Genomic DNA, 16,038 nt, shown 5'->3' on the forward strand with positions numbered 1-16,038 from the left:
GGCATGCCTACGCTGGGTGACGTGCACCGCCTCTACGACTTTCTCCGCAGGCACCCGACGGGTGTGGACAGCTTCTGGGCCGTCCTGCTGTTCGGGATCAGCATGCTGGCCACAGCCGAGGAACACGGCGTGTCGGGGACCCAGCAGGCCGTGAACGTCGTCACGGTGGTGACCCTCAGCCTCGTGATCGCCCTGCGCCGCCGGGCCCCCGTGCCGATGCTGTTCCTCGCGATCGCGAGCGGCCTGGCCCAGATCGCGGCCGACGTGCAGGGCAACATCGCCAACATCGCGATGCTCGCGATCGTCTACACCGTCGCCTCCGGCCACGTCCGCTGGGCGTCGAGGGTGGCCCTGGCCGGCGGACTGGCCGCGCCGGTGCTCTTCCTGATCCGGTGGCCGCTGGTCGACCGCGGGCTCGGCGCCGTGCTGATCTCGCTGGCCTTCCTCACCGCCCCCTTCGTCCTCGCCTGGGTGCTCGGCGACTCCATGCGCACCCGCCGCGCGTACTGGGCCCAGCTGGAGGAGCGCGCGGCCCGCCTGGAGAAGGACCGCGAGCAGCAGGCCCGGATGGCCGTGACCGCCGAGCGGGCGCGCATCGCCCGCGAGCTGCACGACGTCGTCGCGCACAACGTCTCGGTGATGGTCGTCCAGGCCGATGGCGCCGCCTACGTCCTCGACGCCTCGCCCGAGCAGGCCAAGCAGGCCCTGGAGACGATCTCCGGCACGGGCCGCCAGGCGCTGGCCGAGATGCGCCGCCTGCTGGGCGTCCTGCGCACCGAGGAGGGCACCACCGAGGGCGGGGACTACGTGCCGCAGCCCGACGTGGAGCAGATCGGAGACCTGGTCGAGCAGGTGCGCGGCGCGGGCCTGCCCGTGGAGTACGAGGTCGAGGGCGCGCCCCGCCCGCTGCCCAGCGGCGTGGAGCTGACCGCCTACCGCATCGTGCAGGAAGCCCTGACCAACACCCGCAAGCACGGCGGCCCCGAGGCCGGTGCGAGCGTCCGCCTGACGTACTTCGACGACGGGCTCGGCCTGCTCGTCGAGGACGACGGCCGGGGCGCGCAGCACGAGCTGTACGAGGCGGGCGGCGCGGACGGCATGGGCCACGGCCTGATCGGGATGCGCGAGCGCGTCGGCATGGTCGGGGGCACGCTGGACGCGGGCCCGCGGCCGGGCGGCGGGTTCCGGATCAGCGTGCTGCTGCCGGTGAAGCCGGGCGGTCGCTGACCATGGTGTTTGCTGGTGCCGGACGTTTTGCCGCCGTACTCCGACCGAGGGAAGGGACATCTGCATGTCCATCCGGGTGATGCTCGTCGACGACCAGGTACTCCTGCGTACCGGCTTCCGCATGGTGCTGGCCGCCCAGCCCGACATGGAGGTCGTCGCCGAGGCCGGGGACGGCGCGGAGGCCCTGGAGGTGCTGGCCGGCACCGAGGTGGACGTCGTCCTGATGGACGTCCGCATGCCGCGGCTCGACGGCGTGGAGGCCACGCGCCGGATCTGCGCCCAGCAGGACCCGCCGAAGGTGCTCATCCTGACCACCTTCGACCTGGACGAGTACGCGTTCTCGGCGCTCAAGGTCGGCGCGAGCGGCTTCATGCTCAAGGACGTGCCGCCGGCCGAGCTGCTCGGGGCGATCCGGGCCGTGCACAGCGGCGACGCCGTCGTCGCGCCCAGCACCACCCGCCGGCTGCTGGATCGTTTCACCCCGATGCTGCCGAGCACGACGAAGGAGCCGGCCGGCACGGAGCTGGGGCGCCTGACCGAGCGGGAGCGCGAGGTCATGCTGCTGGTGGCGCAGGGCCTGTCCAACGGCGAGATCGCGGCGCGGCTCGTGCTCTCGGAGGCCACGGTCAAGACGCACGTGGGACGCATCCTGACCAAGCTGGGGCTGCGCGACCGGGTGCAGGTGGTGGTGCTGGCCTACGAGAGCGGTCTCGTGCGGGCCGGGGGCGGGACGCCGCAGAAGTAGCGCCCGGGGCGCGGTGAGCCCGGCCGCCGCGGGGCCGCCGTGGCGGCCCGGCTACCTCAGGACCGTCTCCAGGAAGTCGCTCCCCAGGCGGGCCACCACCGGCAGGTCCAGCTGGTGCAGGACGTAGCGGCCGCGTCGGCGCGTGGCCAGCAGGCCCGCCTTCTTCATCACGGCGATGTGCCGGGACACCTCGGGCGGCGTCAGGCCGAAGACGGTGGCCAGCTCGCTGGTGGTGTGCGGGCCGCGGGACAGCGTGCGGCACAGCCGCATCCGGACGGGGTGCGCGAGCGCCTCCATCCGCTGCTGCACCAGCTGCAGGGCCGGGCCCTTGGGGAGCTCGGGCGCGGCCACCGGGTACTGCACCATCGGCTGCCAGCCCTGCCGGTGCAGCACGATGAGGTGCGGCCACCCGAACGCGGTCGGTATGAACGTCAGGCCCTCCGCGTAGGCCGTCGCCCGGCCGTTCTGCAGCTTGTCCAGGACGATCCGCTTGCCGCCCGCGCCGAGGGAGACGGCCGTGGAGACCGCGGACATGGCCTCGCCGAGTCCCTTGTGCCGCAGCAGGTCCGCCTTGTGCCGGGCGTCCGCGGCGAGCTGCACCCGTACGCGCTGCCAGTTGTCGGCGAAGAAGGCCTCCTCGCAGTCCTCCAGGAGCCTGCGCAGCCAGGCGCGCAGCGCGGGCGGGTCCTCCAGCATGCGGTCGGTGAACTGCGCCTGCCGCGGGCCGCGGGCGGCGGACAGCTCGCGCACCCGCACCCGCTGTTCCGCGTCGACCAGCGGGGAGGGCTCGGGCCGCACGGAGCTGCAGGTGACCTCGAAGGCCGCGGCCACGAACTTCTCGTCGTCCATGCGGTCGAGGTCGTCGAGCTCTTCGGCGAGCGTGGCCCGGGGCACGGCGGGCAGCAGCAGGTCGGAGCGGGCCGAGCGCCACAGGAAGTCGGCCTCGGTCAGCCGGTCGGCCAGGTCGGGCCGGAGCCCGGAGGCGGTCGCCGTGGCCCAGCCGTGCAGCCCGGGGTGGTGCCCGGGCTCCGCCAGGACGTGCAGCATCGCACCGAGCTCGGCCAGCGGCGACGGGGTGAAAAGGATGCGCTCGTGCGGCAGTCCGGCGATGTCGATCTCCACGCTCATGCGCCCATCGTGCCTCTCTCCCCGGGGGTCCGGCCGTCACTTGACGGCTCTCGTCAATCGACGCGGCAAGGGAGCCCCCACCGGCGCACCGTGGATCACATGAACGCAGCTCAGCAGCACATGCTCGACCTCTACCGCGCCGCCCAGCACGGGGAGCCGGCCCCGCCCGCCCCCGGCACCGGGGACGTGGAGGCCTACCGCTCCTTCCGCACCTGGCGCGCCTTCCAGGCGGTCGTCGACGAGCGGGTGGCCGCCCGCCGCGCCCGCCGGGCGTCGCTGTTCCGCTTCCTCCGCCCCGCCGCCCGCCTCCGGTCGGCGGAGGTCCGCCCGGCAGCCGTCCGCCCGTCGGAGGCCCGCCCGTCAGCCGTCCGGCCGTCTTCGGCGCAGGACGCCGGGCGTCGCGTCCCGGACGCCTGCGGCCGCCCGGCCGAGTGCTGACACGACGCCCCCGGCCGGCCGGTCGCCCGTAGCGTTATCCACAGGGCTGGGGACGGCCGGGGACCGCCCCTCGCGCCTCACGTAGCATGACGAAGGAATCGTCCGGTACCCGCCGCGGACTGGAACGGAAGGCCATCGCCGCGTGAACGCACATACCCACCCGGAGCACCCGAGCCCCCAGGACCGACCCGCCCGGCTCACCGTCGGCGTCGTCGGCACGGGCCGCGTCGGCCCGGCGCTCGCCGCCGCGCTCCGGCTCGCCGGGCACCGCCCGGTCGCCGCCTCCGGAGTCTCCGACGCCTCGGTGCGGCGGGCCGCCGCCCTGCTCCCGGAGGTCCCGCTCGTCACCCCCGCCGAGGTGCTCGCGCGCGCCGAGCTGGTCCTGCTCACCGTGCCCGACGACGCCCTGCCGGGCCTGGTCGCCGGCCTCGCCGAGACCGGCGCCGTCCGCCCCGGCCAGCTCATCGTGCACACCTCGGGCCGGCACGGCACCGCCGTGCTCGACCCCGCCCGCCGCGCCGGGGCCCTGCCGCTCGCCCTGCACCCGGCCATGACGTTCACCGGCACCCCCGTCGACGTCGACCGGCTCGCCGGCTGCTCCTTCGGCGTCACCGCCCCCGACGAGCTGCGGCTCGCCGCGGAGGCCCTGGTCATCGAGATGGGCGGCGAGCCCGAGTGGATAGCGGAAGAGGCCCGCCCGCTCTACCACGCGGCCCTCGCCCTCGGCGCGAACCACCTGGTCACCCTGGTCGCCCAGGCCATGGACCTGCTGCGCACCGCCGGCGTCGGGGCGCCCGACCGCATGCTCGGCCCCCTCCTCGGCGCCGCGCTCGACAACGTCCTGCGCAGCGGCGACGCCGCCCTGACCGGCCCGGTGGCCCGCGGCGACGCCGGCACCGTCGCCGCGCACATCGCCGAGCTGCGCGCCCACGCACCCCAGGCCGTCCCCGGATATCTGGCGATGGCCCGTACGACCGCCGACCGCGCCCTCGCGGCCGGCCTGCTCAAGCCGGAACTGGCGGAGGACCTGCTCGGCGTCCTCGCGGACGGAGGCACCGCATGACCACCCAGCTCACCCGCGACGCCGAGGAGCTGAAGGCCCTCCCGCGCGCGGGCCGCCGCGCCGTCGTGATGACGATGGGCGCCCTGCACGAGGGCCACGCCACCCTCGTCCGCGAAGCGCGCCGGCTGGCCGGGCCGGAGGGCCAGGTCGTCGTCACGGTCTTCGTCAACCCGCTGCAGTTCGGCGCGGGTGAGGATCTCGACCGCTACCCGCGCACCCTCGACGCCGACCTCGCCCTCGCCGGGCGGGCGGGCGCCGACGCCGTCTTCGCCCCCTCCGTGGACGAGGTCTACCCCGGCGGGGAGCCCCAGGTCCGCATCACCGCCGGCCCCATGGGAGAGCGCCTGGAAGGCGCCTCCCGCCCCGGGCACTTCGACGGCGTGCTCACCGTCGTCGCCAAGCTCCTGCACCTGAGCGCGCCGGACGTCGCGCTGTTCGGCCAGAAGGACGCCCAGCAGCTCGCCCTGATCCGCCGCATGGTGCGCGACCTCAACTTCCCCGTGGAGGTCGTCGGGGTGCCGACGGTCCGCGAGGACGACGGCCTCGCCCTGTCCAGCCGCAACCGCTACCTCTCCGGGGCCGACCGGGCCACGGCGCTGGAGCTCTCCCGGGCCCTGCGCGCCGGTGCCGCCGCCGCGGACGGCGGCGCGGCCGCCGTCCGCGGCTCCGCCCGCGGCATCCTGGAAGCGGCGGCGAAGCTGGAGCCCCCCGTCCTCCTGGACTACCTGGCCCTGGTCGACCCCTCCGACTTCACCGAGGTCCCCGACGACTACGCGGGCGAAGCCGTGCTGGCCGTCGCCGCCAAGGTCGGCACCACCCGCCTGATCGACAACGTCCCCCTGCAGCTCGGAGCCGAGCGATGACCGGCATACGCCTCCACGCACCCAAGCCCGGCTGGTCCGTCGACGCCGACGTGGTCGTCGTGGGCTCCGGCGTCGCCGGGCTCACCGTCGCCCTGCGCTGCGCCGCCGCCGGCGCGAAGGTCACCGTCGTCACCAAGGCCCTCCTGGACGACGGCTCCACCCGCTGGGCGCAGGGCGGCATAGCGGCCGCGCTCGGCGAGGGCGACACCCCCGGGCAGCACCTGGACGACACCCTCGTCGCGGGCGCCGGTCTGTGCGACGAGGAGGCCGTGCGCACCCTGGTCACCGAGGGCCCCGACGCGGTGCGCCGGCTCATCGCCACGGGCGCGCAGTTCGACACCGACGCCGGGACCGGCGCCATCCTGCTCACCCGCGAGGGCGGCCACCACCGGCGCCGCATCGCCCACGCGGGCGGCGACGCCACCGGCGCCGAGATCTCCCGGGCCCTGGTCGAGGCCGTGCGGGCGGCGGGCATCGAGACCATCGAGCACGCGCTGGTCCTCGACCTCCTCAAGGACGCGGACGGCCGCGCCGCGGGCGTCACCCTGCACGTCATGGGCGAGGGCGAGCGCGACGGCGTCGGCGCCGTCCGGGCCCGGGCCGTCGTCCTCGCCACCGGCGGCATGGGCCAGGTCTTCTCCGCCACCACGAACCCCGCCGTCTCCACCGGCGACGGTGTCGCCCTCGCCCTGCGCGCCGGGGCCGAGGTGTCCGACCTGGAGTTCGTCCAGTTCCACCCCACCGTGCTGTGGCTCGGCCCGGACGCCGAGGGCCAGCAGCCGCTGGTGTCGGAGGCCGTGCGCGGCGAAGGCGCCCACCTCGTCGACGCGGACGGCCACCGCTTCATGGTCGGTGCGCACGAGCTCGCGGAGCTGGCCCCGCGCGACATCGTCGCCAAGGGCATCATGCGCCGCATGCAGGAGCGCGGCGCCCGGCACATGTACCTGGACGCCCGCCACTTCGGCGCCGAGATGTGGGAGCACCGCTTCCCCACGATCCTCGCCGCCTGCCGCGCGCACGGCATCGACCCGGTGACGGAGCCGATCCCGGTCGCGCCCGCGGCGCACTACGCCTCCGGCGGCGTCCGCACGGACCTGCTCGGCCGCTCCACCGTCCCCGGGCTCTACGCCTGCGGCGAGGTCGCCTGCACGGGCGTGCACGGCGCCAACCGCCTGGCGTCGAACTCGCTGCTGGAGGGCCTGGTCTTCGCGGAGCGCATCGCCGCCGACGTGACCGCGGGCCTGCGGGAGGCGGGCGGGCCGGGCGAGGCCCTCCCGCCGGAGGCCTCCGCCGCCGGCACGGTGCTCGCCGGTCCGAAGGCCCGCCTGGAGATCCAGCGCATCATGACGGAGGGCGCCGGGGTCCTGCGCTCCCGGGAGAGCCTGGAGCGGGCGGCCGCCGAGCTGGCCCGCATCGACGAGGACGCCGCCGCCGCGCTGGAGGCGCCCGGCACGGAGAGCTGGGAGGCCACCAACCTCCTGCTCGTCGCCCGCGTCCTGGTCGCCGCCGCGCTCCGCCGCGAGGAGACCCGCGGCTGCCACTGGCGCGAGGACCGCCCCGACCGCGACGACACCGCCTGGCACCGGCATCTTTTGGTGACCCTGCGCCCGGACCGTACGCTCTCGGTCTCCACCACCGGGACGGCGGCCTTCCCGTCCGTCACGCCCGCCCCGCCCACGACCGGCGCCGAACCGAGGAGCACCACGTGACCACCCCGAACGAACTCCCCCTCCACCAGATCGGCCAGGACATCCAGGTGAACCTTGAAACGGCCACCGGCGGCTGCGGTGACGGCTGTGGCTGCGGTGAGACGTTCGCGGAGGACGCGCTGGAGTGCGGGCTCGACCCCGACCTGGCCCGGCTGCTCGCCGAGGCCGGCCTCGACCCCCTGCAGATCGAGGACATCGCCCACCTCGCCATCGAGGAGGACCTCGACGGCGGCCAGGACGTCACCACCGTGGCGACCATCCCCGCCGAGGCCGTCGCCACCGGCGACTTCACCGCCCGCGAGGACGGCACCGTCTCCGGCCTGCACATCGCCGAGGCCGTCCTCTCGGTCGTCTGCACCGAGGAGTTCGAGGTCGAGCGGCACGTCGAGGACGGCGACCGGGTGACCGCCGGCCAGAAGCTGCTCACCGTCCGCACCCGCACCCGCGACCTGCTCACCGCCGAGCGCAGCGCCCTCAACCTCCTGTGCCGCCTGTCCGGCATCGCCACCGCGACCCGCGAGTGGGCCGACCTGCTGGACGGCACCAAGGCCGCCGTCCGCGACACCCGCAAGACCACGGTCGGCCTGCGCGCCCTGGAGAAGTACGCGGTGCGCTGCGGCGGCGGCGTCAACCACCGCATGTCCCTGTCGGACGCGGCGCTCATCAAGGACAACCACGTGGTCGCGGCCGGCGGCGTGGCCGAAGCCTTCCGGGCCGTGCGGGAGGCCTTCCCGGGCCTGCCCGTCGAGGTCGAGGTCGACCGGATCGACCAGATCCCGCCCGTCCTCGCCGAGGGCGCCAACCTCATCCTGCTGGACAACTTCACCCCCGAGCAGACCCGCGAGGCCGTCGAACTCGTCGCCGGCCGCGCCCTGCTGGAGTCCTCCGGCCGCCTCACGCTCGTCAACGCCCACGCCTACGCCGAGACCGGCGTGGACTACCTGGCGGTCGGCTCGCTGATCCACTCGTCCCCGATCCTCGACATTGGTCTCGACCTGCGGGAGCGCGACGAGGACGACGCGCAGGAGGAAGCGGCCTGATGCTGCTCACCATCGATGTCGGCAACACCCATACGGTCCTCGGCCTGTTCGACGGCGAGGAGATCGTCGAGCACTGGCGGGTGTCGACCGACGCCCGCCGCACGGCCGACGAACTGGCGGTCCTGCTCCAGGGCCTGATGGGCATGCACCCGCTGCTGGGCGAGGAGCTGGGGGACGGCATCGACGGCATCGCCATCTGCTCCACGGTCCCCGCCGTCCTGCACGAGCTGCGGGAGGTCACCCGCCGCTATTACGGGGACGTGCCCGCGGTGCTGGTCGAGCCGGGCGTGAAGACCGGCGTGCCGATCCTGATGGACAACCCCAAGGAGGTCGGCGCCGACCGGATCGTCAACGCCGTCGCGGCCGTCGAGCTCTACGGCGGCCCGTGCATCGTCGTGGACTTCGGCACGGCCACCACCTTCGACGCGGTCAGCGCCCGTGGCGAGTACGCGGGCGGCGTGATCGCCCCGGGCATCGAGATCTCGGTGGAGGCGCTGGGCGTCAAGGGCGCGCAGCTGCGCAAGATCGAGCTGGCCCGCCCGCGCGGCGTCATCGGGAAGAACACGGTCGAGGCCATGCAGTCCGGCATCCTCTACGGCTTCGCCGGGCAGGTGGACGGCGTCGTCGAGCGGATGGCCCGCGAGCTCGCCGACGATCCCGACGAGGTCACCGTCATCGCCACCGGCGGCCTGTCGCCCCTGGTGCTCGGCGAGGCGTCCGTCATCGACGAACACGAGCCGTGGCTCACGCTGATCGGCCTGCGGCTGGTCTACGAGCGGAACGTCTCCCGCGCGTAGCACGCAACCAACCGTCCGTTTCAACTGTCCTGTCAGCTGCGGAACCTGATTCCGTATCCGACCGGCATGGGGTGTGTGGGGAATGAAGCGGACAATGCGGTGGGCGGTGGTCCCCGCAGCGGCACTGGCGGCCGGGCTGGGGCTGTGCGCCGGCCCGGCACAGGCCGGAGCGGCGGCCCGCGCCGACTATCAGGCCATCGCCCATCCGGTCGTCGGGCAGGTCGGCGAGACCGTCGAGGTGGAGCTGGGGGTCAGGAACGGCGGCCCCGGCCCGGCCGGCGGGCGGCCGGGGCACGGCGCCGGCACGTACGAGGTGACGCCGCCGCCGGGCACGACGATCGTCGCGACCCCGCACAGCGGCGTCCGGCAGCCCTGTGTGGCGAAGGCGGGCCCGTCCGCGGAGCCCGGCTCGTACATCTGTTCCATCGGGGAGAACTTCACCGCCGGGGAGCGGGAGACGCTCGGCTTCCGGGTCCGCATCGACGAGAAGGTCGACGGCGCCGAGGGCGTGGTCCGCATCCTGGACCGCGACGGGGAGCCCGTCCCCGACCCGGACCCCGGCAACGACTCGGCGCCGATCCGCGTCGAGGTCGTGGACCGGGTGCCCCAGCCCTACGCCGAGCCGGCCACCAACAGCACCCTGCTGCTCGCCACCACCTCCGGGACCGCCGTCTCGGCGGGCGCCATCGCACTCGGGGTCACCCGCCGCAAGCGGCGCTGACCGCGCGGTCGCCCCGTGGATTCCCCCGGTTTCCCGGGGTGACCGGCTCGTGCCACGCCGTAAATATCCAGCTAGGCGAAAATTGTCCGTTTAGCACTTAAAGTCGGCGCATGCCCACGCCCTATGGATCACGCGGCGGCATGGCGTTCAGCGCGGACGAACTGCGCGTGCTGCGCCGAGCCCTCGCCATCGCCCTCCATCCCCACGCCGTCCCCGGGCGCCCCGGCCCCGAGCGCGCCGCGGAGGCGCGCGACTGCCACCGGCTCGCCGCGGCCGTGGACGAGGCCGTGCTGGAGAGCGGAAGGCTGCGCGCCTTCCTCCTCGCCGACCTCGCCCGCTACCGCGCCGCCCTCCCCGGCGCCGCCTTCGGCTACGCCGAGCGCCTCCAGGACGCCCTCGCGGCGGGCTACCGGCCGCGCACGGAGGACCTCGACGCCCTCCGGGCCCTGTGCTCGGTCCCCTCGGCCGGGCCCGCCGCGGCCGGCTACCGGGCCCTGCTGCGCCGCTGCGAGCTCGTCGCGGGCCCGGCCGCCCGCGCCGCGGCGGCCGACCGCGTGGCCTGCGCGGTGCCCGCCGCGCGCATCCGGCTGCGCCGCACTCCGCTGCTGGCCCTGCCCGGCGGCCTGCCGCCCACCGCCGACGGCCCGGCGGGCCCCGGGCACAAGCCCGGCCGCAAGCAGCCGGAGGAGAAGCCCCCGGGCAAGCCCGGCACGGATCCCGCCAAGCAGCCGTCCGGACCGCGCCCGGACCGGCCCATCCCCACGCCCGGCGAGGTCTTCCCGCCCCGGCGCAAGCCCGCACCGCCCCCGGCGGGCGAGGCGCCGCACGCCCGACCCGCCTGAGCGGCCTTCCGGGGCGCGCGTAATCTGGACGGGTCGCTCAATCCGCGCAAGCCAGACCCAGAAGGAGCCGACGGCCATGGACTATGTCGCCGCGCTGGTGCCGCCCGTCGTGATGGCGATCGCCTTCACCGCCCTGGTCGTGACGATCATCAAGAGTCAGGGCGGCGCGAACAAGGCCAAGGAGGACGCCCTGGTCGACGCGGCCCTGGCCCGCGCCGAGGCCGCCCAGCAGGCCGGCAAGGGCAGCGCCGCCTGACGCGCCTCTCCGCCCGACGGGTTTCTCCGTCGGGCGCGTTTCCCTCCGGCGCGCATCCCGGTCCGGCATGCATCCCCGTCCGGCGCGCACCTCCGCGCGGCGCGACGGCCGCCGGATGCGCCCCCGGCGGGCGCGGATGCTCACGGGCGTACGGTTCGAGACCGCATTTCTCGGCCGTGCGCCCTTTTTGCCGCCCCATTGCCGCCCCGATAAAGCGTCATTCCAGACATCTCCCACTATTATTCGCGTGTGGTCAGACGCCTGGGTGATCTGGAAGACGCCGTCATGACGCGCGTGTGGGACTGGAACCGGCCGGTCACTGTTCGAGAAGTGCTGGAAGACCTTCAACAGGAACGGTCCATCGCCTACACGACGGTCATGACCGTAATGGACAACCTGTATCAGAAGGGCTGGCTGCGCAGGGAAGCGGAAGGCCGCGCCTATCGATATGAGGCGGTCTCGAACCGGGCCGCCTACTCAGCCGCACTGATGAACGAAGCGTGGTCCGTGAGCGACAACCCCGCGGCCGCTCTCGTCGCCTTCTTCGGCATGATGTCGGCCGAACAACGCGAAGCCCTGCGGGACGCCATCAGGGTCGTGCAACTCGACGGGCCCGGCGACGGCACCGGGACCCCGGGGCGATAGCGTCCGGGCATGCCCGCACTATCAAAAGTCGTCACCGTCCGCCGTGCCCGGACCAGCGATGTGCCGGCGCTGCGCCGTCTCATCAACACGTACGTTCGTGACCGCATCCTCCTCGACAAAGCCACCGTCACTCTTTACGAGGACATCCAGGAGTTCTGGGTGGCCGAGCGGGACGAGGACGGCAGTGTCATCGGCTGCGGGGCCCTGCACGTGATGTGGGAAGACCTGGCCGAGGTGCGCACTCTCGCGGTGGACCCGGACGTCAAGGGCGGCGGGGTGGGCCACGCCGTACTGGGCAAGCTGCTGCAGACGGCGCGCTGGCTCGGCGTGCGGCGCATTTTCTGCCTCACCTTCGAAGTGGACTTCTTCGCGAAGCACGGCTTCGTGGAGATCGGTGAGACACCCGTGGACGGTGATGTCTACAGCGAGCTGCTGCGTTCCTATGACGAGGGCGTCGCCGAGTTCCTGGGTCTCGAACGGGTGAAGCCGAACACCCTTGGCAACAGCCGGATGCTTCTGCATCTGTGATCGCGGTCCCTATGTCCGAATCGCGCCCCTATCACATGCCTCCGGAAGGGATGGTTCCCACGCGGAAGGCGGGCTGAACCTTCCCGGGGGGTTTGTGTTTTTCCGGGAAAGGCGGTTTGCTATTCCTCCGTAATCCCATTTTCCACTGAAAGGATTCCCCGTGGCGCAGAAGGTTCAGGTCCTTCTTGTCGATGACCTCGACGGTGGCGAGGCCGACGAGACCGTGACGTTCGCCCTGGACGGGAAGACGTACGAGATCGACCTCACCACGGCCAACGCTGACAAGCTCCGCGGTCTGCTGGAGCCGTACACCCGCAGTGGGCGCCGCACCGGCGGCCGTGCCGCGGGCGCTCGCGGCAAGGTCCGCGCCGCCGCCGCTGCCGGCAGCCCCGACACCGCGAAGATCCGCGCCTGGGCCAAGAAGAACGGCTACAGCGTCAACGACCGCGGCCGCGTGCCCGCCGACATCCGTGAGGCGTACGAGAAGGCCAACGGCTGATCATCCGCCGGCCCCTGCGAGCGTGCCCTCCGGGCGCGCAGCAACCGGGCCCGGTGGACCTCCGTGGCCGCCGCGCCCACGAGCCGTGCGAGATCGGGGGCGTCCCCCTCGCCCCCGAGGCCGGTCACCGGCAGTGACGGCTCGATCCCGCCCCCGGGGTTCCCCGGTGCGGGAGGCCGTACCCACACGGCCCTCCCGGGCTTGTCCGGCTTGCCCGGACCGAGCGCCCCGAGGCGCCCGTGGCCCGGGCCGACGGGCACCGGCGCGGCGATCCGCCCGCCCTGCCCCAGCACGGCCAGGTCCAGGGGCACCGCGCCCCACTCCAGCCAGTCGAGCAGCTCCGGCAGCTCGTCCGCGCTGCCCGCGGCGACCAGGAACCACAGCCTCCGCGTCCGGACGTCGAGGGCGACGGGGCCGGTGCGCACCGGGCGGCCGAGCACGGCGGAGCCGGCGTCCAGGGGAAGGTCCAGGACGTCGAAGCGGAGGCCGGTCGGCAGCTCCAGGGGCGCCGCGCCGGAGGTCGGCCAGCCCAGCTCGTGCTCGTACCACCGACGCGCCTGGCACCATTGATCTGCGGGACCGCCGGGGCGCGGGAGGGCAACGGTCATGTGCGGTGCAACTGTGAAACCGCCAAGAGGTTACTCTGGGTGGGTAGTTGGGCACACTCCGTATAAGGAGTGGGGGGCGCACAGGCGCTCCGGGCGGCGTGAGGGTGTTCGCCCGTAGCGGATGGACGGTGCCCGCGCCGCATGGACTGTCAATCCTTGCGGGTAAGAGGTTCCCCATGGGAAGAGGCGGTGCGACACCGCGCGGAGCGCGTCAGCAAGGGTGGCGGCGGGCGATGGGCGGGCGTGTCGGGCCGGGCTCGCGTTCGCCGTCGGCGTAGTGGCGGCGAGCGTATATGCCTGGCCTGCGGGAACATCGTCTCCCACCATCGGGTTGGAGGAGATGTCGGCTGTTCGGCAGCAGGTTTCCCCGCCGACGCGGGGTGATCCGGACGGATGTCGGCAGTTGGAATGAGCTGTCCCGTCCCGCGGGACTAGCATGCGGAAGGACAGGGAGGGGACCGACCCCTACTTGCCTGACCGCTCTGAGGAGCGATTAACGATGTTCGAGAGGTTCACCGACCGTGCGCGGCGGGTTGTCGTCCTGGCTCAGGAAGAAGCCCGGATGCTCAACCACAACTACATCGGCACCGAGCACATCCTCCTGGGCCTGATCCACGAGGGTGAGGGTGTCGCCGCTAAGGCCCTGGAGAGCCTCGGGATTTCGCTCGAGGCGGTCCGCCAGCAGGTGGAGGAGATCATCGGCCAGGGCCAGCAGGCCCCGTCCGGGCACATCCCCTTCACCCCCCGTGCGAAGAAGGTCCTGGAGCTCTCGCTCCGCGAGGCCCTTCAGCTCGGCCACAACTACATCGGCACCGAGCACATTCTGCTCGGCCTGATCCGCGAGGGCGAGGGCGTCGCCGCCCAGGTCCTCGTGAAGCTGGGCGCCGATCTCAACCGAGTCCGGCAGCAGGTCATCCAGCTGCTCTCCGGCTACCAGGGCAAGGAAGCCGCCACGGCCGGCGGCCCGGCCGAGGGCACCCCCTCGACCTCGCTCGTCCTGGACCAGTTCGGCCGCAACCTGACGCAGGCCGCTCGCGAATCCAAGCTCGACCCGGTCATCGGGCGCGAGAAGGAGATCGAGCGGGTCATGCAGGTGCTCTCCCGCCGTACGAAGAACAACCCGGTCCTCATCGGCGAGCCCGGCGTCGGCAAGACCGCCGTCGTCGAGGGCCTGGCCCAGGCCATCGTCAAGGGCGAGGTGCCCGAGACCCTCAAGGACAAGCACCTCTACACCCTCGACCTCGGCGCCCTGGTCGCCGGCTCCCGCTACCGCGGTGACTTCGAGGAGCGCCTGAAGAAGGTCCTCAAGGAGATCCGCACCCGCGGCGACATCATCCTGTTCATCGACGAGCTCCACACCCTGGTGGGTGCGGGCGCCGCCGAGGGCGCGATCGACGCCGCCAGCATCCTCAAGCCGATGCTGGCCCGTGGTGAGCTGCAGACCATCGGTGCCACCACGCTCGACGAGTACCGCAAGCACCTGGAGAAGGACGCCGCCCTCGAGCGCCGCTTCCAGCCCATCCAGGTCGCCGAGCCCTCGCTGCCGCACACCATCGAGATCCTCAAGGGTCTGCGCGACCGCTACGAGGCCCACCACCGCGTCTCCATCACGGACGACGCGCTGGTCCAGGCCGCCACACTCGCCGACCGCTACATCTCCGACCGCTTCCTGCCGGACAAGGCGATCGACCTGATCGACGAGGCCGGCTCCCGGATGCGCATCCGCCGGATGACCGCGCCGCCGGACCTCCGCGAGTTCGACGAGAAGATCGCCGACGTGCGCCGGGAGAAGGAGTCCGCGATCGACTCGCAGGACTTCGAGAAGGCCGCCTCCCTGCGCGACAAGGAGAAGCAGCTCCTCGCCGCGAAGACCAAGCGGGAGAAGGAGTGGAAGGCCGGCGACATGGACGTCGTCGCCGAGGTCGACGGCGAGCTGATCGCCGAGGTCCTCGCCACGGCCACCGGCATCCCGGTCTTCAAGCTGACGGAGGAGGAGTCCTCCCGCCTGCTGCGCATGGAGGACGAGCTGCACAAGCGCGTCATCGGCCAGAAGGACGCCATCAAGGCGCTCTCCCAGGCCATCCGGCGCACCCGTGCGGGCCTCAAGGACCCCAAGCGCCCGGGCGGATCGTTCATCTTCGCCGGCCCCTCGGGCGTCGGTAAGACCGAGCTGTCCAAGACCCTCGCCGAGTTCCTCTTCGGCGACGAGGACGCCCTGATCTCCCTCGACATGTCGGAGTTCAGCGAGAAGCACACCGTCTCGCGCCTCTTCGGCTCGCCCCCCGGCTACGTGGGCTACGAAGAGGGCGGCCAGCTGACGGAGAAGGTCCGCCGGAAGCCGTTCTCGGTGGTCCTGTTCGACGAGGTCGAGAAGGCCCACCCGGACATCTTCAACTCGCTCCTGCAGATCCTGGAGGACGGTCGTCTGACCGACTCCCAGGGCCGGGTCGTGGACTTCAAGAACACCGTCATCATCATGACGACGAACCTCGGCACCCGGGACATCTCCAAGGGCTTCAACCTGGGCTTCGCCGCCCAGGGCGACGTCAAGACCGGCTACGAGCGCATGAAGGCCAAGGTCAACGAGGAGCTCAAGCAGCACTTCCGGCCCGAGTTCCTCAACCGTGTCGACGACACGGTGGTCTTCCACCAGCTCACCGAGGAAGACATCATCCAGATCGTCGACCTCATGATCGCCAAGGTGGACGAGCGGCTCAAGGACCGCGACATGGGCATCGAGCTCAGCTCCGAGGCCAAGTCGCTCCTGGCGAAGAAGGGCTACGACCCGATCCTGGGCGCCCGCCCGCTGCGCCGCACGATCCAGCGCGAGATCGAGGACATCCTCTCGGAGAAGATCCTCTTCGGCGAGCTGCGCCCCGGCCACATCGTGGTCGTCGGCACCGAGGGCGAGGGTGAGGAGAAGAAGTTC

General features: G+C 72.8%; 17 protein-coding genes. 15 read left to right on the top strand and 2 right to left on the bottom strand.

Translation table 11 applies throughout. The features are described 5' to 3' along the window. Positions 1 to 21: 21 nt before the first annotated feature. Both NQU55_RS21800 and NQU55_RS21805 read left to right on the top strand, forming a co-directional pair. The gene (locus tag NQU55_RS21800) at positions 22 to 1,227 is read left to right on the top strand and encodes a sensor histidine kinase (RefSeq protein ID WP_256790983.1); all 1,206 of its coding nucleotides are present in this window, start codon (positions 22 to 24) and stop codon (positions 1,225 to 1,227) included. 64 nt (positions 1,228 to 1,291) lie between these two features. Continuing rightward, entirely contained in the window at positions 1,292 to 1,972 is a 681-nt protein-coding gene (locus tag NQU55_RS21805) for a response regulator transcription factor (RefSeq protein WP_168094477.1), read from the top strand. Positions 1,973 to 2,023: 51 nt separating this feature from the next. On the opposite strand, the gene NQU55_RS21810 is transcribed toward NQU55_RS21805, so the two are convergent. After that, positions 2,024 to 3,100, bottom strand: a complete 1,077-nt coding sequence (locus NQU55_RS21810; RefSeq protein WP_168094476.1) for a DUF5937 family protein — start codon at positions 3,098 to 3,100, stop codon at positions 2,024 to 2,026. Between the two features lie 99 nt (positions 3,101 to 3,199). Here NQU55_RS21810 and NQU55_RS21815 point away from each other — a divergent pair, with 99 nt between their 5' ends. The 12 genes from NQU55_RS21815 to NQU55_RS21870 all read left to right on the top strand — a co-directional run bounded on the left by NQU55_RS21815 (position 3,200) and on the right by NQU55_RS21870 (position 12,501). Further along, positions 3,200 to 3,538 (top strand): hypothetical protein, encoded by a 339-nt coding sequence (locus NQU55_RS21815; protein ID WP_168094470.1) that lies wholly within the window; start codon positions 3,200 to 3,202, stop codon positions 3,536 to 3,538. A gap of 142 nt (positions 3,539 to 3,680) precedes the next feature. Beyond that, positions 3,681 to 4,601 (top strand): Rossmann-like and DUF2520 domain-containing protein, encoded by a 921-nt coding sequence (locus tag NQU55_RS21820; protein WP_058045629.1) that lies wholly within the window; start codon positions 3,681 to 3,683, stop codon positions 4,599 to 4,601. Next, on the top strand, positions 4,598 to 5,464 hold the full coding sequence (gene panC, locus NQU55_RS21825) for a pantoate--beta-alanine ligase (RefSeq protein ID WP_168094475.1): 867 nt from the start codon (positions 4,598 to 4,600) through the stop codon (positions 5,462 to 5,464). The genes NQU55_RS21820 and panC overlap by 4 nt, the downstream gene beginning before the upstream one ends. Then, complete coding sequence (locus NQU55_RS21830; RefSeq protein WP_168094474.1) at positions 5,461 to 7,173, top strand: L-aspartate oxidase; 1,713 nt, start codon at positions 5,461 to 5,463, stop codon at positions 7,171 to 7,173. The genes panC and NQU55_RS21830 overlap by 4 nt, the downstream gene beginning before the upstream one ends. Next, on the top strand, positions 7,170 to 8,213 hold the full coding sequence (nadC, locus tag NQU55_RS21835; RefSeq protein WP_168094473.1) for a carboxylating nicotinate-nucleotide diphosphorylase: 1,044 nt from the start codon (positions 7,170 to 7,172) through the stop codon (positions 8,211 to 8,213). Before NQU55_RS21830 ends, nadC begins: the two co-directional genes overlap by 4 nt. Next, complete coding sequence (locus tag NQU55_RS21840; RefSeq protein WP_168094472.1) at positions 8,213 to 9,010, top strand: type III pantothenate kinase; 798 nt, start codon at positions 8,213 to 8,215, stop codon at positions 9,008 to 9,010. Before nadC ends, NQU55_RS21840 begins: the two co-directional genes overlap by 1 nt. A gap of 82 nt (positions 9,011 to 9,092) precedes the next feature. Then, on the top strand, positions 9,093 to 9,731 hold the full coding sequence (locus NQU55_RS21845) for a hypothetical protein (protein WP_168094471.1): 639 nt from the start codon (positions 9,093 to 9,095) through the stop codon (positions 9,729 to 9,731). A gap of 110 nt (positions 9,732 to 9,841) precedes the next feature. Continuing rightward, on the top strand, positions 9,842 to 10,573 hold the full coding sequence (locus tag NQU55_RS21850) for a hypothetical protein (protein ID WP_256790979.1): 732 nt from the start codon (positions 9,842 to 9,844) through the stop codon (positions 10,571 to 10,573). Between the two features lie 76 nt (positions 10,574 to 10,649). Continuing rightward, entirely contained in the window at positions 10,650 to 10,829 is a 180-nt protein-coding gene (locus tag NQU55_RS21855; RefSeq protein ID WP_168095598.1) for a hypothetical protein, read from the top strand. 249 nt (positions 10,830 to 11,078) lie between these two features. Next, positions 11,079 to 11,474 carry a BlaI/MecI/CopY family transcriptional regulator gene (locus NQU55_RS21860; protein WP_168095597.1) on the top strand — a complete coding sequence of 132 codons (396 nt, stop codon included), beginning with the start codon at positions 11,079 to 11,081 and terminating at the stop codon, positions 11,472 to 11,474. A 9-nt stretch (positions 11,475 to 11,483) separates the two neighbouring features. Next, positions 11,484 to 12,002, top strand: a complete 519-nt coding sequence (locus tag NQU55_RS21865) for an amino-acid N-acetyltransferase (RefSeq protein WP_058045638.1) — start codon at positions 11,484 to 11,486, stop codon at positions 12,000 to 12,002. A 160-nt stretch (positions 12,003 to 12,162) separates the two neighbouring features. Further along, the gene (locus NQU55_RS21870) at positions 12,163 to 12,501 is read left to right on the top strand and encodes a histone-like nucleoid-structuring protein Lsr2 (RefSeq protein WP_058045639.1); all 339 of its coding nucleotides are present in this window, start codon (positions 12,163 to 12,165) and stop codon (positions 12,499 to 12,501) included. On the opposite strand, the gene NQU55_RS21875 is transcribed toward NQU55_RS21870, so the two are convergent. After that, positions 12,432 to 13,109, bottom strand: a complete 678-nt coding sequence (locus NQU55_RS21875) for an SCO3374 family protein (protein ID WP_168095596.1) — start codon at positions 13,107 to 13,109, stop codon at positions 12,432 to 12,434. The genes NQU55_RS21870 and NQU55_RS21875 overlap by 70 nt on opposite strands. 499 nt (positions 13,110 to 13,608) lie before the next feature. On the opposite strand from NQU55_RS21875, the gene NQU55_RS21880 reads away from it, so the two are divergent. Further along, positions 13,609 to 16,038 (top strand): ATP-dependent Clp protease ATP-binding subunit (locus tag NQU55_RS21880; RefSeq protein WP_256790980.1); only part of this gene is annotated, 2,430 nt, incomplete at its 3' end.

The sequence above is a fragment of the Streptomyces telluris genome (genome assembly GCF_024519335.1).
Lineage (GTDB): Bacteria > Actinomycetota > Actinomycetes > Streptomycetales > Streptomycetaceae > Streptomyces > Streptomyces telluris.